Here is a 21357-nt window from a genome sequence, read left to right on the forward strand (position 1 = left end):
GCCGTGATCAGTATTACCGATTCTTATCAACTCATTTGCGGTTAATCATCATCGGGCTTTTCGTACTAATGACATTGAGCTTGGGGGGGAAGCCGGCAGCGGCAAAAGATTTTCAAGACCCCATCCCAGAAGCGATCATCAATCTTCAGGCAGAGACCTTTTTAGGAACCACGTTCACCTTTGATGTGGTGTTTGATAACACCTCATCCGATTTGGTAACGGGGGTTGGTTTCGGCCCATACCTGGATGTGTTCCTTCCAACGGGCGGTGTGGACGGGATGTCTGCTGGTGGGCCGGAGGACGGCATCTCTTTTAACAGCGCCCAATATCAGGGCTTCCCGGTGCAAGTCTTTCCGGTGATTGACTGTTTTTCGGGCACCCAGGTGACTCACCCGTTGACCAATCAATTGATCAACTGCCCGGCTGCACCCGGCGGGATGTATGCCCCATTCCATTGGCAGATGGTGGTGGTGGAACTGCCTTTCGGCAGCTTTTCGATTGACCAGCCTCCGGCGCCAATCACCTTCAGTGCAACTTTAAGCGACTATGCAGATCTGTCTGTGCCGCTGCCGGTGGTGGCGCGCGCCGGTTTTCGTTTTGGGCAAGACCCCCTGGATAACCCCGTGAGCGACCCGGTTGTGGTCAGCGGTGACTTTACGCAGTATACCGAACCGGTCTTGTTGCGGCTGATCAAGCAATACAACTGGCGCGAGGATGAGACTTCGACCGGGCCGAATTTCACGCGCAGCTACACGGTCAACCTGGATATCGCCGAAGGTCAGGTGCTGAACAACGTGACCCTCAGCGATCTTTTACCCGCTGAAATGCAGTATGTTGCCCTGACCGCGGTGAACCCTGGGGCCGTGAGCTGCTCGTACCCCGATACCGCGATTCCGGGGGGAACTTTGAGCTGCTCGTTCAGTTCGGTGACCGGCGGGGCCGGGGCAGCGGATGGATCGCTGACTTTCTCCTTTTATGTGCCGCTGCTGGATGCTGGCGGGAACCGCGTGATTGACCCCAATTCGGGCGGATGCGTGGACCTGGACAACGCCATTTCTGCCCAAGGAACCTGGGATCCGATCGATGACCGCGACAGCGAGGCTTTGACGGACATTCTGACCGATCCCGCGCATACGCTGGAGGCATGTTCGCACACGGTGCAGAAAAGCAATGGAATCGTGACAGACATTACCCCCGCGGGGTTAAGCCCGTACGATACCCTGGAATACACGTTGGATTTTCAGGTATCGGACTTCTTCGCGGAAAACGGAATTGTACTGACGGATGTGATTTCGGATGGCCTGCGGTTTGACTCTGGGTTTACGCCGACCTTATCTATCAATGGGCATACCTTTACGCTGGCGACCACCACGTTCGACTCGTCGAATTACAGCGTAATTCCGAATTACACCCCAGCTTCACCGGCCCCGAACGACGGCAGTACACAAATTATTTTCCGTGTATCGGATGAATTGAACGATCAGCTCGGCTCGGATATGCTGCGGGGCGGGTGTGTGCCGGCTGTGGGGGTGACTGACCCGGACTGTACTTCGCCGGATAATGACGGGCCTACTACGGGTGTAATCCGCTACCGCGCGCAGGTTCAAAAAGAATTTTCTGACACTTATCCGTCCGGTGACCCCAGTGTGGATCAAGGCGACGTCCTGAGTAATTCAGTGGTCATGGTCGGCAACGTTTTGGATACGCTGAGTCTGCTTCCGACCGGCGGAACCCCGGTAGAAGACAGCCAATCGAGCGTATCCATCCAGCGCGGCAGTCTGACGAAAAGCATCTATGCCATCAATGGCAACACAGGTTATACCAGCCCCGTCTTGGTGTCGCCAGGAGATACGGTTACCTATCGGCTGCAATATGCATTGTTCACGTCGGATGTTGAAAAACTGCGCCTGGTGGACTACCTGCCGCTACCTGTTTTTTCAGCGGGTGAGGTAACCACCTTCAACGATTTAATTGGGGCGGTTCCCGCGGCCGGAACGGCCAACTTTGGCCCGGCAGACACTTTCCGACAGTGGTACGGAACCACACCGGCGCTGAGCGTCGACGCAGCCAACAACAGCGTGAGCTTCTATTACGGCGATTTTGATATTGACCCCTCGCGCGCTTCGTTGGTGGATATCCTCTTCACGGTGACGGTCTCAGACCGCCCCTTCGCGGATGGCTTGTATCTGACGAACCAGGTGCAGGCTACAGAAGGGGCTACCAACGCGGATCCGCAGCAATCGACGGATTTGGTCCAAATTCAACTGGCAGAGCCGGTCGTTTCGGTGGCTAAGGGTGTGGTGTGGACAGACCGATCATCCGCAGTATTTTCACCCGATCCGGCTGCGCCGGTGACGTTTAATGCGCCAGGTGCCTGCCCGCGGTTCAGCGGCAGTATCGATTCGCTCAGCCTGGCGGGCACGCCCATTGACAGCGATGTATCCGGTCTGGACGCGGGGGATCTGGTCACTTTTGCAATTGTGCTGGAAAATACCGGCCGCAGCAGCGCATTTGATGTGACTGTGGAGGACAGTTTGCCTGCGGGTCTAGCGATTCCGTCAGGGGGACTCAACCTGTGTGTAACGGACGGAAACGGCACGGCATTGGCCTACTCCGATTTAGGCGGCGGGTTGTTTGGCAGCGGCATTCGCCTGAATGATGGAACCACGGGTGCGCTGACGCGGGGAAAGGACTCTTCTGGCGATCTGGTGGACACGGGGACGAATATTGCCGTGGTCACATTCGATTTACAGTTGGAAATTTCAATTGAACCGCCCAACGCCATCACCAACACAGCGATCCTGACCAATTATGCAGGAACTGAAGGCGGTGAGGATCATACGGCATCCGATTTAGATGACGATGCGATTGTGGACTTGCTGCCCCCCACGGTGCTTAAGACAATGACTGGCACCAATCAGGCGCATACGGCTGACCCAAATGTGACCATTGGCGAGTTGGTGGATTACTCTATCGCGGTGACCGTCCCGGAAGGGACGCTGCCGAACGCACGCGTGACCGACACCCTGCCGAGTGGGCTGGCATTTGTGGACTGCCTGGAGGTTACGGCTCCCGCGAGTGTTTTCGCGCCGGCTCAGCTGGCAGCGCTGTGTAATGATCCAACGAACCCCACTGTGGCGGCAGGCGGGGTTTCGGCGACCTGGGATTTGGGAACGATTGTGAACACCGACACGGATAACTCCGTGGCTGAGGTGATCACGATTAAGTATCGGGTGGCTGTAACGAATGTCGCGGCCAATGCGCAAGGTGCGACGCGGGTGAACCAGGCCCGGTTTGAATGGGACGGCGGGTCTGTGACGGATGCGGCCGATCCGATCCGGATCGTTGAGCCGCAGCTGCAAATCGGCAAAACTGTCCTTCCGACCACCGGTGACGCAGGCAACTCCGTCGAGTTCACCATTGTTTTACAGCATGCGGCTGGAAGCGGGGCGGATGCCTTTAACGTCAACTTCACGGATGCTGTTCCTACAGGGCTGACCTTCTCCCCAGGTACTTTTTCGATCACGGGATATGCACCCACGTCTTCTGTGAATACGCCGCCGTTTTCTGCCACATGGGACAGCTTCCCGTTGGGAAGCGTGGCAACGATTAAGTTCAGCGCCACCCTGGATTCGAATGTGTCGCCGGGACAGGTGATTACCAACACGGCGTATACGAACTGGAGCAGTTTACCGGGGAATGTGACGGCCACGCAGTCGCCGTATTCGGCGTTGGCTGTGGAACGAACTGGTTTTCCGGCAGATCCGGGCGGCAGCGAAAATGATTACACCCGGCAGTCAGCAGCGAACGTGACGGTGAATGTGCCTACACCGGTGAAATCCCTGGTGAGCACTTCTGAGGCGCACACGACAGGCAGCGCGGTGACGGTCGGTGAGGTGGTGCGTTACCGATTGGCGGTGCAAATTCCCGAAGGTGAGGCGACCCTGGTTACCCTTCAGGATTTGCTGCCGGTAAACGGCCTTTACATGGACGGCACGGCGCGCTTTACGTTTGTTTCCAATGGCGCGGGGATCACTTCTTCTTTGAAGGCCTGCACCAATGATGCCGGTGCGAGCGCGACGCTTGCAAATTTGGCCTCCAATTTGGTGGACTGCACGTTTGACGCCGGCATGATCACCGGCGGGCCGTTCGTCAGCGGCACAGATCCGACATTCGCCTTTGGCAATTTAGTCAATCTGGATCGGGATGATGACGGTGAATTCTTGGTGGTTGAGTTTAATATGCTGCTGATGAACACCACCGCTAATCAGCTCACTTCTCCTGCCACAACACGGGCCAATCAATTTAGGCTCTATGTGAACAGCGTACTGCGCGGGACTTCGAACAGTGTATCCATCTCGGTTACGGAACCCGTGCTGACGGTTGCCAAAGCGCTGGTGAGCACGCCCTTGGATGCCAAGGATCCGTTTAGCTACAGCGTGACGGTGCGCAACCCTGGGCCGATCACAGCGTTTGACATTCGGATGGTGGACGCGATCCCCCTGCAGCTGAACCTTCTGGGCTATTCGGATACGCGCCCAGCCACATCGGCGATTACCGCGGACACGAGCACAGCCACGCAGGTGGACTTGATGCTGAACCAACTGCAGCCGGGTGAGGAATGGGTGATCACGCTGCAGGTGGAGGTTAAAGAGGGCACCCTGGTTGGGTTGACGATTGCCAATTCAGCGAACATCCGGTGGACCAGCCTGCCGGGAGACAACGGCACCGTGGGCAACCCCACCGGCTCGACCGCCCCGGGGACTCCGGGATCGGCAACGGGCGAACGCGACGGGAGCGGCGGCACGGGTACGCTGAACGATTACACGGCGTCTGACCCGGAAAACCTGACCCTGGTTTCGCCAGCCGTTCAAAAATTTGACCCCATTCCGGCCGTTGCAACGATCGGAGATCTGGTCAATTATCTCATTGAGGTGAGCGTTCCAGAGGGCACGGTGCAGGACCTGGTGGTCACGGATCTGCTGCCCGCAGGCCTTCGATATGAAAATTACGCTGTTTTAGTGAACGCCGGAGATGGGGGAGGCGTGCTGACTGAGACTTACGGCGGGACGGTGACTTTGACCCCGACGGTGGTGAACAGCGGCGCCAGTGGGGATGATGTGCGCTTTGAGTTTGGAGATGTGGTGACGACTGGAGATAACAACCCCGGTAATAACCGCTTCCTGATTCAAGTGGCGGTGCGGGTATTAAACGAGATTGGCAATGTGCAAGGAACCGTTCTGGCGAACACGGCCCGGATGGAATACACCAATCCTAACGACGGCAGTACCACTCAACTGAACACGGGGCCGCGGAATTTGTCATTGGTGGAACCGCAGATTACCCTGCTTAAGAGTGTGGTGCCGACCAGCGGAATTGAGGCAGGGGATACCCTGACCTACACGCTGCAAATCAGCAATACGGGGGCGAGCACGGCGTATGATGTGTTTGTGGAAGACCAGATCCCGGCTGGCCTGGGGTTTGACACGGGTTCACAAATCTGCAACCTCTACAACGCGGGCGTTTTGGCCGGGCCCATCGGCGCTCAGACCAGCCTGATAGGTTCTGTGCTGCGGCTGGAAGGCAGCCCGACTGACTCGTGGGACCTGGCGTCCACCGATCCGGACACCTACATTGAGTGCACCTATACTGCCACGGTGCTGCCAGAGCTGTTCCTGTCGGGCACGCATATAAACGTGGCGGATGCAGATTGGGGGACTCAGGACGGCAGCGCTAACCCAGATGAGCGCAATTATGTGGATGCTGTTCCGTACCCTGTAGATCAAAATCAAGATCAAGACAGCGCATCGGTGAGCGGGGATGGGCCCATCATTGAAAAAAGCGTGGACAGGACTGTTGTCACGATTGGAGACACCGTCACCTATACATTGACGGTGACCTCCCCCTTGGGTACGGCGCGCAACCTGGTGATTGAAGATGTGCTACCTGCGGGGATGCTGTTTAACGCGGCGCCTGTGACGATTGATGGAATTGACGACGCAGGACTGGCTTTTACCAGCAGCGACCCTGCCGGCGGCACTGTGCCGGTGACGCTGACCTGGAATTTCGGGAACGCCGAAATCACCAAATCGCCTGCAACGATCACCTACACGGCGACCGTTGCCAACGTGACGACCAACCAATCGGGGACGACCTTAACCAACCAGGCGACTCTGAATTATGACCTGGCGGATGGAACGCCTGCGCCTGAGCAATTGGACGATACCACGGTGACCATCGTGGAGCCGCAAATCACACTCGTGAAAAGTGTGTCATTAAGCTCTGGGGTTGAAGCGGGCGATATATTGACGTACACCCTGCAAATCAGCAGCAGCGGAGCCAGCACGGCTTATGATGTGTTCGTTGAAGATCAAATTCCTGCCGGTCTGGAGTTTAACACCAACTCGCAGATTTGCGAACTGTATGATGCAGGCGTTTTGACCGGCCCGATTGGCGCGCAAAGCAGCCTGACGGGCAGCCTGCTGCGATTGGAAGGGAATCCGACTGGCTCTTGGGATCTGGCGGCTACCGATCCTGATACGTATATTTTGTGCACCTACACCGTCACCGTACTGCCGGATCTGTTCTTATCTGGAACGCATATCAACCTGGCGGATGCGGATTGGGGGACGCAAGACGGCAGCAGCAACCCGCAGGAACGGAATTACGAAGATGCACCTGGACCGTTGTACCCGGTAGATCAGGATCAAGATCAGGACAGCGCGCCGGTCAGCGGAGATGGGCCGTTGATTGAAAAGGGCGTGGACAAGACGGTTGTGACCATTGGAGAAACGGTCACCTACACACTGACGATCACTTCGCCTTTAGGTACAGCGCGTAACCTGGTGATTGAGGATGTGCTGCCCGCGGGGATGTTGTTTAACGCAGCACCCGTGACGATTGACGGCATTGATACCGGTGCGCTGGTGTTCAGCAGCACAGACCCGGCGGGCGGGACGGTTCCGGTGACTTTGACGTGGGATTTTGGAGATGCAGCCATCAGCAAATCTCCGGCGACCATCACCTACACAGCGACGGCTGCCAATGTGGCTGCCAATCAAGCCGGGACGACTTTGAGCAACGCCGTCAGCTTGAACTATGATCTGGCGGACGGCACACCCGCGACGGAACAGACGGACGCTACCACAGTAACCGTGGTGGAACCGACTTTGACGATCGACAAGCAGATCACGACATTGCCCGACCCGCTGGATGCGGGTGGGGTGGTGAGTTACAGCCTGCTGGTCAGCAATCCAGCCGGGATCAACACCGCTACCGCTTACAACGTGACCCTGGAAGATACCCTGCCGGCGGCGTTGAGCCTGCAGCCTGCGACGGTCGTAGTAACGCCCAGCGCGGGGGTGGTAAACGCGGCAGTCAGCATCAGCGGGAATGTGATCACGGTGACGGCGGACGCTGTGCCGGTGGGCGACAGTATTCAGGTCGTTTTCTCGGCAGCGATCAATGACGGCGCTCCGGCGGGGTCAACCATTACCAATGCTGCAACTGTGGAATGGTCCAGCATGCCTGGGACCCCGGCGGAAGAGCGAAATGGAGACGACGGCCCGGGCGGAACCCTGGATGATTATGCAGCTGCTGATTCTGACGCATTTACCCTGCTGGATACGCCGGAAATTGCCAAGTCCATTGCTGGCACCAGCCTGAGCGACACGACCTTGCCAGTGGTGACGATTGGCGAGATTGTTCGCTACCGGTTGGTGGTCACCTTACCAGAAGGCTTGGCCTCCAGCGTGGTGGTGAGCGACGTGCTGCCGCTTGGACTGCGTTATGTCAGCGGTTCGGCAGTTGTCGATCGCACGGGCTTTGCTGGCACAGTTCCCGATCCCACGGTTACCGGGGGGACAACAGATGGGGAAGACGTGATCTTCACCTTCGGTTCGACAGTGGTGAACGGCGACAATGATCCCAACAATGACAGCTTCGCGATTGAATTTGAAGCGGTGGTTTTGGATGTTGCCGGGAATGTGGGGCTGCCGCCTGCGGCGACGGTGCTCACCAATCAGGCCAATGTCGTTTTGAACGGCGGGACCGCAGTTGACAGCAACCCGGTGGATGTGACGGTAGGCGAGCCGCGGCTGGTGATCTCGAAGGTGTTTACCCCGGATCAGGCGGCAGCCAACGATAATGTGACGGTGACTCTGACCGTGCAAAACGTGGGGACCACGCCAGCCTATGACGTGCTGGTTGAGGATTCGTTCCCCAAGTTGCGGTTCCCGGTGATTGGGGAAGGGATAACTCCCAGCGATTTTACGTATGCGCTGGTGGATGCTGACCCGAACTGGACTGTCACCTACACCGGCGGGCCGATTCCGGCGGGAGGCACACGCGATTTCGACTTTGTTGTCACGCTGGCGAACGATTTTGCGTCGGGTGAAACCTATCTCAACACAGCCTATGTGAACGAGTACAGCACACTGCCGGGAGATGACCCCAATGAGCGGGATGAACCGATCGCCCAAGGTGAAGACACCTTAACGGGGATTAGCCCGGAACTGAACATCACGAAAACAGACTATGTGGACACGGCCGCTCCTGGCGACACCCTCATCTATGACCTAACCATTTCCAACATCGGCGAGCGCGATGCGACAGGCGTGGTAGTGACGGAAACCGTGCCGCAAGGGACCACCTTTAACAGCGCAAGCTCTTCGGCGGGCTGGTCTTGCACGACGACCGCCGGGGTTACAACCTGCGAGTACACCATTGGCGCTCTGGCGGCGAGTGCGTCGGTTACCATTCAGTTTGCTGTGACTGTGAATGATCCTTTAGGGGCGACGATCACATCCATTCTTAACACAGCGACGGTAGCAGATGACGGTACACACGGGGCTGACCCGAATTTGGATGACAACACCACCAGCGATGAAGACGCGATTGGTGGAGCGCTTCCTGACCTGACGGCAACCAAAGCCGTCATTCTGGCAGTGGATGCGAATGACAATGACACCGTATCCGCGGGAGACACGCTGCGCTACACGGTGACCCTGGTGAACAGCGGCAACCAAGACGCCGGGAATGTGGTTTTCACGGATACGCCGGACGCAAACACCGCTTTAGTGGTCGGCAGTGTAACGACCACCCAGGGCACGGTGGTGGTTGGGAACACTGCTGGAGATACGACGGTGGAAGTGCAGGTGGGCGATCTGGCGGGCAAGGGCGGGAGCGTGACGATTGTGTTTGACGTGCTCTTCGCCGATCCGTTGCCAGAGGATGTGGTGGCTGTGGCGAACCAGGGGTTGTTCGCTGGTGACAATTTTGAGGATACCCCCACGGATGACCCGGCCAGTACACCTGAGGATGATCCCACGATCACTGTGTTGGATACGGCATTCTCCAAGCGGGTGGTCTCGTCGAATCAGGAATTTACGCCGGATGGGAATGTGGCGATTGGTGAAATCGTCACGTATGAAGTGCGTATGATGATCCCCCCCACCGCACTGCAAAATGTGCGGCTGGTGGATGAATTGAGCGCGGGGCTGTCCTTCGTGCGCTGCGTGAGCATTACCCCAGGCGACCCAGCGCTGGCGACCAACGTTGTTGGCGGCTTTGACGCTGTGTGCGCTGCGCCGGTTTTGGAACCGATTCCAGCCACGAGTACGGCGCCGGAAGATATGGACCGTAAGGTGACCTTTGCGTTGGGGACGCTGACCAACGGCAGTGCTGATAATGTGCCGCTGACCTTCACGTACGAAGCGGTGGTGCTGAACAGTGCGGCCAATCAAGACGGCGTGCAGGTGGACAACGCGGCGACATGGACCTGGGACGGCGGTTCTTTGACAACCTCGGCCCAGGATCAGACCATCGTGGAGCCTGACCTGGCAGTTTTGAAGAGCGTGGATGCCGAAACTGTGCTGCCGGGAACGATTGTAAAATTTACCCTGAAAGTTTGGCATACCAAAGATAGCCGTACCGATGCGTTCAATGTCGTTTTGACCGATAAGGTGCCGTCTGGATTGTCGTATGTGACCGGTTCTTTGAAACCGGTAAAGGGGCCGGTGCCCACTGTGTTGGATGAGGCCGGCGCGCCGACCCTGACGGTGACCTGGGACAGCTTCCCGTTAGGGAGCGAACCCTCCGTTGTAGAGTTCAAAGCGCGGGTGGGTAATCTGGGGCCGGGGACGGAGGTGGTCAACAACGCCAATGTGGCCTGGACCAGCCTGCCTGGGAACGTTTTTGACCCGCAGACGCGCAACCCGCTTTCGACCGAACGTTTTTATGACCCGGCGTCCACAGTAAACATCTACGGCGCGCGCAGCTCGGCAGCCATCCGGATCCCAACGCTGCCCAAGACCGGTTTTGCACCTGGGAAGGTGACCCCATTGGGGGCTCAGCCTGTTGGGTATTATCAAGACTTGGGCGATCTCTGGTTGGAGATTCCCGCTTTGAATGTGAAGGAACCCATTTTGGGCGTGCCAGGCTCGAAGGACGGCTGGGATTTGACCTGGCTGGGCGAATCGGTCGGCTACCTGAACGGGACGGCTTTCCCGACCTGGGAGGGCAACACAGGCCTGACGGCGCACGTATACAACGCTGACGGCTCGCCTGGACCTTTCCAGCGGCTGCATGAACTGCGCTGGGGCGATGTGGTGATCTTACACGGTTACGGTCAGCGGTATGTGTATGAGGTGCGGGAGAACGTGAAGACCTGGGAAGGCGATCTTTCGCCGCTGCGGACAGAATCGATGGATTGGGTAACGCTGATCACCTGCCAGGGGTACGATGAGACGATCAACGAGTATATCTGGCGCGTGGCGGTGCGGGCAGTGCTGGTGAGGGTTGAGCCAGAATAGCCATTGAAATTTGAACCAGAAGCCTTGCTCTGTGATGCTGCGGAGCAAGGCTTTTTTTTCGGCCGTCTTTTTGCTACCGAGATGAAGAGGAATTCAAAAAGGTGTACGGCTGGCTAAGAGGAGAGGCGAGGAAATCGGAGAATGCCCCTGGGAATTCCAGCCGCCCTTGTTTGGATAGCACCAGGAGCTGATCGACGGTTTGATCCAGGAAATAGCGGTCGTGTGAGACGATGAGCACCGTGCCTTCAAAATCGTTGAGGGCGGTTTCGAGTACCTCCGCTGAGGGGATATCTAAATTATTGGTAGGCTCATCTAGGATAAGGAAATTACAGCCAGTTAACACAATCTGCGCGAGCTGAAGACGGCTGCGTTCGCCGCCAGAAAGCTGGCTGATTTTTTGATGTACCTGACGGTAGGGAAACAGGTGATGGTTGAGAAAAGCGACCGCAGAGGATTCGCTCATATTTCCAGTGAGACGGATGGAATCCAGAACGGTTTGATTGAAGTCGAGGGTTTCGTGTTCCTGGGCGTAGTAACCGATTTTAACGCTGGGACCGATGAGAACCTCACCGCGCGAAGGCTGGAGGTTGCCAAGGATAAGTTGGAGCAAAACAGACTTCCCTGCGCCGTTTTCGCCGACGATTCCCAGGCGCTGACCATGGTAGAGGAGCAAGTTCAGGTCGTTGAACACCGGCTGCGAATCGAAAGCCATGGAGACGTGTTGAAGCTCAAGCACTTTGGATGAGCCGCGCCAACCGTTCAGGCGGAGGTCCATGCGGCGGCGCTCCAGGATGGGGCGCTCGATGCGATCCATTTTATCCAGACGGTTTTGAATGGCATGGGCGCGCTTGGCGAATTTTTCGCTGTCGTAGGTCTTGGCCCAAATGGCATAACGTTGGATAGCTTTTTCGATACGGGAGATCTCGCGCTGTTGAATGTTGTACAGCTCATCTTGGCGGGCGAGGCGCTCTTGTTTCTCCATGTAATAGGTGGAGTAATCTGTGTTGAACAAGGAGATGCGTCCGTCTTCCAGATCGGCGATGTGAGTGACCACGGCGTCCAGCAGGTAGCGGTCATGGGAGATGAGGACGACCGCACCCGGGTAGACGCGGATGAGCTGTTCCAGATAAGCCTTACCGGCCAGATCCAGGTGGTTATCAGGTTCATCCAGCAGCAGGACATTGGGGTTGGCCAGAAGGGTGCGAGTGAGAGCGACTAGCTTTTTCTTGCCGCCGGATAGATATTTGATTTGGAGCTCCAACTCGTGAGGGGATAAGCCTAAACCCAACAAAGTGGCTTTCACCCTTTCAGGGAATTGATCCCCGCCCAGTTGTTGAAATTCCTCAAGTAAGGCCGCCTGCTTTTCCAGTGCAGATGCCAGGCGGTTTTCATTGGTGTACACCTTGGGATCCCCGAGACTATCTTCGATACGCGCCAGTTGCGAGGATATCTCAAGGATGCGTTGGTTGCCGCCCAGGGCCGCTTGCAGGGAAGTGAGGTGAGGGTCAAGCTCAGGGTGTTGGGGCAAATAACCGATAGAGGTGTTTTTGAGGCGGGTGATGGTTCCGCCGCTTTCGGGTTGGTATTCACCCATGATGAGGCGGAATAAAGAAGATTTGCCCGCACCGTTAGGGCCAATGAGGCCGATGCGCTGACCATCCTGGATTTCCAGCGAGATGGCGTTTAGAATTTGTTTGGCGCCCAGCATGAGGGTGATGTTATTGAGGCTGAGGAAAACCATGAGCAGCGGCCCTGTGGATGTGAAATGAATGAGAGCGTATTATACTGGATTAATCTCTCATGCTGAGATGAGCAAGAGGGAACGAAGCGACCACCAAGAATCAGGAGGAGAAGTATGGGGTATTGCATTGAATCACAAAAGGATCCCTGGCACCGGCGTTACCATGACGAAGAATACGGTTTTCCAATAACGGATGACAATCGGCTGTTTGAACGCTTTGTGCTGGAAATCAATCAGGCGGGGCTTTCATGGTCTACGATTTTGCGCAAGCAAGAGGCTTTTCGCGAGGCTTATGCTGGGTTTGATATCCACAAGGTGGCCCATTTTGACGAAGCAGATCGAGCCCGACTATTGAGCGATGCTGGTATTATCCGGAACCGGTTAAAAGTGAACGCAGCTATCACCAACGCGCAGAAAATTTTACAATTGCGTCAGGAATTTGGAAGCTTCAAGGCCTGGCTGGATGTGCATCACCCGCGCAGCAAAGCGGCGTGGGTGCAGTTGTTTAAGGCACAGTTCGTGTTCGTGGGGGGAGAAATTGTGGGGGAGTTTTTGATGAGCACAGGGTATCTGCCGGGGGCGCACGAGGAGATCTGCCCGGTGTACGCCCAGATTATGGCATTGAACCCACCCTGGACTTTGGTTGAGGGCAGCGGCATGGAGGGGACGAAGATCTAGATAGGGTGCGACGTTCATCATCCTGAAGGTGTTAGGAAGGGCACTTGTATTTGTCAGACAATTAAACGATGATCATCATGGCATTCTTTATCATAAAATTGGAGGCAACATGAAACACGGAAAACCGATATCCTGGATTGAAAACCCAAAAGCTGCTGGAATTGCGCATAGTAAAGCGGTAGAGCGCTACTTCCCGCAGGGAACCGCACGGGAGGCGATGGAGTTTCACCGGCAAATTCCAGCTTTTCGCATGACCCCTTTGAAGAATTTGAGCCGTCTGGCCAAATTCTTGGGGGTGGGCGGCATTTGGGTGAAAGATGAGGCGGAGCGTTTGAACCTGGGGTCTTTTAAGGTGTTGGGCGGCTCTTTTGCCATTTACAGGTACATTCAATCCCGCTTGGGAACCCATGAGCCGCTGCGCTTTGATGATTTGATGAATCCGGAGATCCGAACAAAACTGGGGAACATCGTCTTTGCGGCAGCGACCGACGGCAATCACGGCCGGGGTGTGGCCTGGGCAGCGAAGACTTTGGGATTTGAATCGGTCATTTATGTTCATAAGTTAACTTCCGAAGCCCGGATTGCGGCGATTCAGCGCAACGGCGCCAAGGTAGTGGTGGTAGACGGCACGTATGATGATGCGGTGCGGCTGATCAATGAGGATGCACAGAAGAACGGCTGGCAGGTTATCTCCGATACGGCCTGGGAAGGGTACACTGAAATCCCGACGTGGGTGATGCAGGGCTATACTACCCTGTACGCAGAAACGCAGCAGCAATTAGCGGCGCAGGGGGCGATTAAACCCACCCACATCTTTATGCAGGCAGGGGTAGGCTCTTTGGCGGCTTCTGCGTTTGGTTTTTATGCGGGGCTTTTTGGAGCTGACCGCCCGAAGATGGTGGTGGTGGAGCCGGACCGGGCTGCGTGTTTGTTCCGTTCGATGGAAATTGGGGACGGCAAGCCGCACGGTTTCCCTGGAAATTTGGATACGATTATGGCTGGGCTGGCGTGCGGTGACCCGAACCCGATCGCCTGGGAAGTGTTGGCAGATTGCGCCGATGCCTTCTTCTCCTGCCCAGATTACGTGGCGGCCAAGGGCATGCGGGTGTACGGCGTACCGTTAAGCGGCGACCCCATGGTGGTTTCAGGTGAGTCGGGAGCTGTGACGCTGGGCGCTTTAACCTTCTTGATGGAACAGAATGAATATGCGCCTTTGCGGGAGCGATTGGGGATCAACGAAAACTCGTATATCCTGTTGGTGAACTCGGAACGCAACACAGATCCGGATGAATTCAGGCAGGTGGTTTGGGAGGGGGGACACGCGGTTCCTGGGGAATACCGGAAATACGGCAACCCATTCCAGCGCGGTTAAACCGAATACTCAATTCTGAGAACTGCCCGGCAGCAGTCATACGCCGGGCAGTTTTTCTGTTCCTGACCTGATCAGAAATGATTACTTGAAATTGTTCCGATCTGTGCTATAATATATCGCAGGCGATATAATCGTGAGTGAATAAAAATGATATTAAGAAAAGGAGCCGATATGGCACGCGTTTCCATCCAACAAACCGCCCCTGATTTCCAATTGGCGGATTTCAAAGGCAAAACCTTTACTTTGTCCGCGCTGCGCGGCGAGAAGAACGTACTTTTGGTTTTCAACCGCACCTTTACCTGACCGTTTTGCCAAAAGCATATGGCGCAGTTGCGCCAAGACTACAGTAAATTTGTGGATCGACAGGTGGAGGTGGTGGTGGTGGGGCCGGAAGATGCTGCCGGATTTGCTAAATACTGGGAGAAGGAAAATCTGCCTTTTATTGGCTTGCCTGACCCTAAAGCCAGTGTCTTAAAACTGTACGGCCAGGAAGTGAACCTGTTCAAACTGGGACGGATGCCGGCGCAGGTGTTGATTGACCGGGCTGGCGTGGCGCGCTTTGTGCATTACGGTCACAGCATGAGCGATATTCCCAGCAACGACGAGATCCTGACTCTGGCGGAACTCTTGAATACTGAAGTAAGCCCTGCCTGATCTTTTCAGGGCAAAAGAGCCGGAAGGTGTATGATGACCTACGAGCAGTTAAAACTTGAAAACCAGTTGTGCTTCCCTGTATACGCCGCCTCACGGCTGATCATTCGTGAATATCAGCCGCATTTGGAAAAGCTGGGAATCACATACCCGCAATATTTGGTGCTGATGCTGCTCTGGGAGACGGACGGCAGAACGGTGAACGAGATTGCGCAGGCGCTGATCCTGAACACCAATACGGTCACGCCGATCTTAAAGCGTATGGAAGCCCTGGGGTTCATTGAGCGGAAGCGATCTAATGAGGATGAGCGGCGGGTGATCATTTCGTTGACAGCAAAGGGGGATCATCTCCGGGAAGAGGCAGTGAAAATTCCGGAGCGACTGGTGGAAGGGTTGCTAACGGATGATATGAAATTGGAAGACCTGCACCGCTTGAAAGAACAGCTGTATGCGATGATCCACTTTCTCACGGAGAAAGGCGGCGGGGAACCTGGAGACGAAAGAACCTGAACGAAATTAATGCGTTGTGTGGCCATCCAGAGGCCGCCCGATCAGTGGCGGCCTTCTTCAGGCAAACCATTCTTTTAACTGTAAATCCATACCTGCAAGGATACGCTAATGAAAGCAGACCCAGACAACTATCAGCTTCAAAAATCCAGCATCATCCAAACCACTTTCCGAATCTTGCTGGGGGTATTCTTAACCTTTGCTGGGGTGAATCACCTGACCGTGGCGCGGGTGGAATTCCTGGCGCAGGTGCCGTCATGGGTTCCGCTGGACGGAGACCTGGTGGTGGTTATCTCTGGTGTTATCGAAATCGCCTTGGGACTGGGGCTGATGTTTCTGAGCCGGCAGCGCGCATTGATGGGTTTGGCCGCGGCGCTGTTTTTTATTCTCATCTTCCCTGGCAATATCTCACAATATGTCAACCGCATTGACGCTTTTGGGTTAAATACGGACCAGGCCCGTTTCATTCGGTTGTTTTTTCAGCCGCTGTTGGTGATTTGGGCTTTATGGGCTACCGGTGCTTGGCGCGCCCTGCGTGCTGCGAAATTTGATGTCCGGGCATTTTTGGCTGCCGCATTTAGACTCTAGGGGATACTCTATCTAGATGGTGGTGCGGTTCTGCGTGCTGAGCAATCGTGCAGCGGAATTCACTTTTCACATCAAGCTGTTGGAACAAGACGACGAACGGACAGCGTTGATTTATTCCGCGTGTATTTTGAGGGAAATTCCGGAAAACACAGCGGTACTTGTTGATCAAGAAGAGCAACAATTGTAAATGCAGCGCTGAGATCGGTTAGCATAATTCACCACAATCCATTCAATAAAAGACAAGTGGCTGCTCCATCCAAAGAGGCAGCCACTTTAGTTTCTGGACTGCCCTTCGATCACTCGTAGCGTAAGGCCTGGATGATATCCATGCGGGCAGCCTTGCGGGCAGGGATGATTGCTGCCGCCCCCCCAAAGAGTAAGGCGATTACGACAGCGGCCACGATCCCCAGGAATGGGAAGGAATATCCCATCGGAAAAACGACTTCAATGGCGGTCACCAGCATGTACCCGAGGTAAACGCCACCCAGGATGCCAAAGACCGCGCCGATGGCCGCCAACAGGAGGGCTTCGGTCACAACCATGCTGCGGATTTGCCAGCGAGTTCCGCCTACGGCTCGAACCATTCCAATTTCTCGCGTGCGCTCCATGACACTAATAGTCATAGTGTTGAGCATGGCGATCAAAGAGGGAAAGGCTAAGACAGCAAACAAAATGTAGACAGCGCTGAATGCGGCTTCGAACTGAGATTCGATGGTGTTGAAATAATCTTTCCCAGAGATAACCTTGAATTGAGGGTAGTCCTTGCCGATGGCCTTTATCTGAGCACCAATGACTTCTTGGTCTGCATCGGGCCGCAGATCCAGCTGAATAAATACATCTTGATCGCTGGCGAAATCCTTCTGCAGGTTGGCCTGGGAGATATAGATTGTACTGATTTTCGCGTTGAGCAAGTCGGACGCAACGGCGGCTATGCGGTACTGTATTGGTCCATTGGGGGTGGTGAGTTCCACTGAGTCATTCACACCCAGACCGGTGCTGACCATGAAAATGCTGTTCGCGATCAAGGTTCGTTCTGTGGTTAGTTCCTGGTACGCTGCCGAACTTCCTTCGGTGAAGTTCAACCCACTCACCTTTTGGAAATCCTGAGGCTGAATGCCCAGGACGGACACAACTTGCCCTTTGGCCTGGCTGGAGGCGAAACGGAAAGTGCTGACTGTGTCCACGCCATCCACCTTTCGAAGCGTTTCGGCGAGGAGTGGGGAGGCACCCAGGTTGCTGCCCCACAAGCCAACGGACGGCGGCAGAAAGATGAAATCGCTGCCGAGGCTGTTATCCACCATGGTTAACAAAGTGCCTTTCATGCTAAAGACAATGCCGCCTGCGGCTACGATCGTTGCCAGGGCCAACAGACTGGTTGAGGATGTCACAGCTATACGTGAAGGCTGTCGGGTGAGGTTCTTTTCTGCCAATCCGCCAATACCTTGTCGGACGGTAAGGCGTGCTATGATCCGGCCAAAAAAGGCGGCAAAGGGGCGTACCAGGGCTGGAGCAACCAGCATCAATCCAACCAGAAAGATGACCCCCCCTGGCAGGATGAATGCGGATTGTCCTGAAAGAAGGGCAAGCAGCGAGAGTGTAATCGTAGCCACGCCTACCCAGAAACCGCGGCCGGTTTGGTTTTTGAACTCAACTTCGGCTGCGGTTGGGCGCAGAGCTTCGAGCGGCGTGACACGGCTGGCGTTCCAGGCAGGAATCAAACCGGCCAGCATGGTGACACTAACGCCGATCATCACTGAGCCAACGGCCAGAGGAATTTGAATAATCGGCCACCCCAGTTTTATATTGATGAACGCACTGAGAGGCCCCTGAGCAACAGCAAGCACCGCCACGGCCATGAGATACCCAACCACAAGGCCGATAAGTGAACCTAACAGGCCCAACAGAAAGCCTTCGACAAGGATTGCTCCAATGATCATGCGTCGGGTGGCACCCAATGTGCGAAGCATGCCGATATCGCGGCGGCGTTCTGCGACGATTGTGCGAAAGGTATTGAATATGATGAATCCACCCATAAAAAGAGCCAGTGCACCAAACGCGTTTAGAGCAATTTTGGCCATTTCCATGGTGGCAAACATCTCGTCATCCGCGATCATTGCGCCGACTTTATAATTTGCGCCAATCGCTGATGTGATGTTGGTTTGAATTTCGGCACGGCGTTCCTTACTGGCAAAGGCTTCGATATTCACCTTGATTGTGTTGACTTTGCCTACTTCTCCAGTCATTTTTTGAGCTTGAGTCAGGGGTACGAAAATCTGCTCGTTCTCTGTGCCAATCGCTGCGGGCAAGAGACCTACCACAGTCAATTCGGTTAGGCCGGAAACCGACGGCAAATGAATGAGACTGCCGACTCTTACCGAAAATGCGTCTGCAAGCGTTTGTGAGATGACGGCAGAGGATGTATCCGTATCCTTGAGATAGCGGCCTTCTACGGTTGGGAAAGCGCGCACTGTGCGGGCTTCTTCGGGATTCAATCCAACCAGGTTGACCGCGATGATTTGATCGGGCCTGGATGGATCCTGGTCCACAAAATCCGCCGGCAGATTGATCGTACGTTCCAAGGAAGAAGCGACAGCTCGGACACCTTTGATTTCTATAAGCGACTTAGCTGTATCCTTGGGGAAAGAGGAACCCGTTTTGCTGACGATGGTGAAATCGGTTTCTCCTTCTGCGCCCTGGACATTCGCCTGCAGGGCGGAGATCATGGTTGGCAGGATGGTATTCATCCCAAAAATGATCATGACCCCAAAAATAACTGCCAGGGTTGTCAATAATGAGCGTAATTTTCGCCCTAACAGGTATCGTGAAGCTAGAGTAAATTGGAGGTTCATGGGAACTCCTTAGTCCCCGATCGAGTGAATTTTTTGTGCAACTGCCGCAGCATTTTCGCTGTTTGGCCGAGAAAGTGTGGTTTCATCGACAATTTTGCCGTCTTTGAGGAATACAATTCGATCTGAGTAGGCGGCGATCCGCGGGTCATGGGTGACCATTACGACTGTGCGGCCGTACTTTTTGGCCACTTCACGCATGAGGCGAGCAATTTCCTCACCAGAGCGTGTGTCCAAATTTCCAGTGGGTTCATCTGCCAATATCAAGGTAGGCTCTGCTGCCAATGCACGGGCAATGGCAACGCGCTGCTGCTGCCCGCCGGAAAGCTGGTCGGGGCGGCTGGATGAACGGTCTGCCAGTCCAAAGCGGGCCAGCCATTGGGATGCTTGCTTTTGTGCCGAAAGCGGCTTTACACCGTCCAGGGTGATAGGCAGGGCGGCATTTTCGACAGCGGTAAGAACTGGGATTAGATTAAAGAATTGAAAAACAAACCCAATTTTGCGGCGGCGTAGTTCTGTGAGGCGGTCGTCATTCATGTTGGCTATGGAAATTCCATCTAAGGTGATAGAACCGCTGGTTGGGCGGTCTAGTCCTCCGATCAAGTGCAGCAGGGTAGATTTGCCGCAGCCGCTTGGTCCCATGATGCTAACGAATTCACCAGCATTAACTGTAAGGTTTACATGATCCAATGCAGTAACTGCTGTTGGACCAGAACCGAAGATTTTTGTTAGGTTTTGAGTTGAAATGATTGACATGGTACACTCCTGTGAATATGAATCACTTAACGCGTGCAAGCGTATGTATCGCCAGCAAGGATGATATCGATTGCCTTATAGGGGATCAGCTAATCTCGCGATGGAGGTGGGTAGGTTGATCCTTTTTCGCCCTTTCGCGGGCGGCCTCGACGATTGAGCACTGGCGTGGGCAAAGGCTGTTCCAGAATTGAAGGGAGGCGGCTTTCGATCATGTCCAACCACCGTAAATCTGCCTCCAGGTGCATGGTCACTTTATCCAGCAATAAAATTTGTGCCACCTCGGCCGTACCGTCGCATGCCTCACGCTGGTCAGTTATGTTGTGCATTTCTTGAAAAAGAAGCGCTCGCTGCTTTTGGATCAGACGCTGTGGATTGCCTTGTTTGCAGGCAATGCCGATCATCAATTTGATAAAGAAATCATCCCGCTGATGGTCCGATGGGGTGGGGGTTGAAAACCATTCTTGCAAAGTTTCTTCACCGTGCGGTGTGATTCGATACACGCGGCGGGAGGGTTCTTCTCCTTCACCCAAATCGGAGGTGCGCTGAATCATGCCGGCCTCTTCAAGACGCTCCAGGGTGGTGTAAATTTGAGCGGGCTTGACCTCCCAGTTCTTATCGCCCCCAACCAAAGCTTCGAAAGCGGCGCGGGCTTCATACCCGTGACGCGGTTTTTGTGCGATCAACCCAAGAATTGCAAAGCGAACGGTCATCTGTCGTCCTAAAAATAGTCTACGAGTTACTTAATAATAATACTAAACGAATTTCTATTTTTAAGCAAGTGTTAACTCGAAAATTGGTGCATTTCCTACCTCGAGAACCCAGGTCTCGATTGTGATTAAACAACCCAGAAGCCGTTTTCACGACTTCTTGATTGAGTGGCGGGAGTGATGGGGTCCGAATGCATCCCCTGCTGGGGGGACCCCGGTCTCGAAAGGGATTAAACAAAAAAGAAGCCGTTTTCACGACTTCTTGATTGAGTGGCGGGAGTGATGGGGTGCGAATGCATCCCCTCCTGGGGGGACCCCGGTCTCGAAGGGGATTAAACAAAAAAGAAGCCGTTTGCACGACTTCTTGATTGAGTGGCGGGAGCGACGGGGTTCGAACCCGCGGTCTCGGCCTTGACAGGGCCGCATGTTAGCCACTACACCACGCCCCCGAACGAATGATAGTTTATCATGAGAGCCTGCATTCGTCAAGATATTTTAAAGTCCTCCGGGTGAATTTATATCAGGTTTAATTACCTCCGGAATTTTTAAGTATTTTGTAACTTGATCTATTTGCTAGCCACCTGACAGTTTGAAAAATCAACAGTAAGAACATAGCAAAATCCGAAATGGAAGCGAGTTGAGAAGTTGACGATCAATATAACGCAATCCAATTTGAAAGATACTCAGATCACGACGATCC

At 54.8% G+C, this 21357-nt stretch carries 10 protein-coding genes, 1 tRNA gene and 1 pseudogene; 7 read left to right on the plus strand and 5 right to left on the minus strand.

Annotation, left to right across the window (positions count from 1 at the left end):
• The first annotated feature begins 68 nt into the window (after window positions 1-68).
• Window positions 69-10811 carry an isopeptide-forming domain-containing fimbrial protein gene (locus ADN01_RS14545; RefSeq protein WP_062418398.1) on the plus strand — a complete coding sequence of 3581 codons (10743 nt, stop codon included), beginning with the start codon at window positions 69-71 and terminating at the stop codon, window positions 10809-10811.
• 73 nt (window positions 10812-10884) lie between these two features.
• On the opposite strand, the gene abc-f is transcribed toward ADN01_RS14545, so the two are convergent.
• Window positions 10885-12552, minus strand: coding sequence for a ribosomal protection-like ABC-F family protein (gene abc-f, locus ADN01_RS14550; RefSeq protein ID WP_062418399.1), 1668 nt, complete (start codon window positions 12550-12552; stop codon window positions 10885-10887).
• A gap of 114 nt (window positions 12553-12666) precedes the next feature.
• On the opposite strand from abc-f, the gene ADN01_RS14555 reads away from it, so the two are divergent.
• From ADN01_RS14555 to ADN01_RS14580, 6 genes and pseudogenes are all read left to right on the plus strand, one after another.
• Window positions 12667-13230, plus strand: a complete 564-nt coding sequence (locus tag ADN01_RS14555; RefSeq protein ID WP_062418400.1) for a DNA-3-methyladenine glycosylase I — start codon at window positions 12667-12669, stop codon at window positions 13228-13230.
• Window positions 13231-13339: 109 nt separating this feature from the next.
• Window positions 13340-14602 (plus strand): diaminopropionate ammonia-lyase, encoded by a 1263-nt coding sequence (locus tag ADN01_RS14560; RefSeq protein ID WP_075071227.1) that lies wholly within the window; start codon window positions 13340-13342, stop codon window positions 14600-14602.
• Between the two features lie 171 nt (window positions 14603-14773).
• On the plus strand, window positions 14774-14905 hold the full coding sequence (locus ADN01_RS20265) for a redoxin domain-containing protein (RefSeq protein ID WP_113918861.1): 132 nt from the start codon (window positions 14774-14776) through the stop codon (window positions 14903-14905).
• A gap of 12 nt (window positions 14906-14917) precedes the next feature.
• Window positions 14918-15256: pseudogene (locus ADN01_RS14570) on the plus strand (peroxiredoxin family protein); the annotation flags it as partial.
• 30 nt (window positions 15257-15286) lie between these two features.
• The gene (locus ADN01_RS14575; RefSeq protein ID WP_201778689.1) at window positions 15287-15763 is read left to right on the plus strand and encodes a MarR family winged helix-turn-helix transcriptional regulator; all 477 of its coding nucleotides are present in this window, start codon (window positions 15287-15289) and stop codon (window positions 15761-15763) included.
• 108 nt (window positions 15764-15871) lie between these two features.
• Entirely contained in the window at window positions 15872-16348 is a 477-nt protein-coding gene (locus tag ADN01_RS14580; protein WP_062418401.1) for a DoxX family protein, read from the plus strand.
• Window positions 16349-16644: 296 nt separating this feature from the next.
• Here the strand turns inward: ADN01_RS14580 and ADN01_RS14585 are convergent, their stop codons facing one another.
• From ADN01_RS14585 to ADN01_RS14600, 4 genes are all read right to left on the minus strand, one after another.
• The gene (locus ADN01_RS14585; RefSeq protein WP_062418402.1) at window positions 16645-19197 is read right to left on the minus strand and encodes an FtsX-like permease family protein; all 2553 of its coding nucleotides are present in this window, start codon (window positions 19195-19197) and stop codon (window positions 16645-16647) included.
• 9 nt (window positions 19198-19206) lie between these two features.
• A complete protein-coding gene (locus ADN01_RS14590; protein ID WP_062418403.1) occupies window positions 19207-19950 on the minus strand; it encodes an ABC transporter ATP-binding protein in 744 nt (247 codons plus the stop codon).
• 89 nt (window positions 19951-20039) lie between these two features.
• Window positions 20040-20660: a PadR family transcriptional regulator gene (locus tag ADN01_RS14595; protein ID WP_062418404.1), complete on the minus strand. Its 621-nt coding sequence runs from the start codon at window positions 20658-20660 to the stop codon at window positions 20040-20042.
• A gap of 370 nt (window positions 20661-21030) precedes the next feature.
• Window positions 21031-21106: transfer RNA gene (locus ADN01_RS14600), tRNA-Asp, on the minus strand.
• Window positions 21107-21357 lie beyond the last annotated feature (251 nt).

Origin of the sequence: Levilinea saccharolytica, from assembly GCF_001306035.1 — a bacterium.
Classification (GTDB): domain Bacteria; phylum Chloroflexota; class Anaerolineae; order Anaerolineales; family Anaerolineaceae; genus Levilinea; species Levilinea saccharolytica.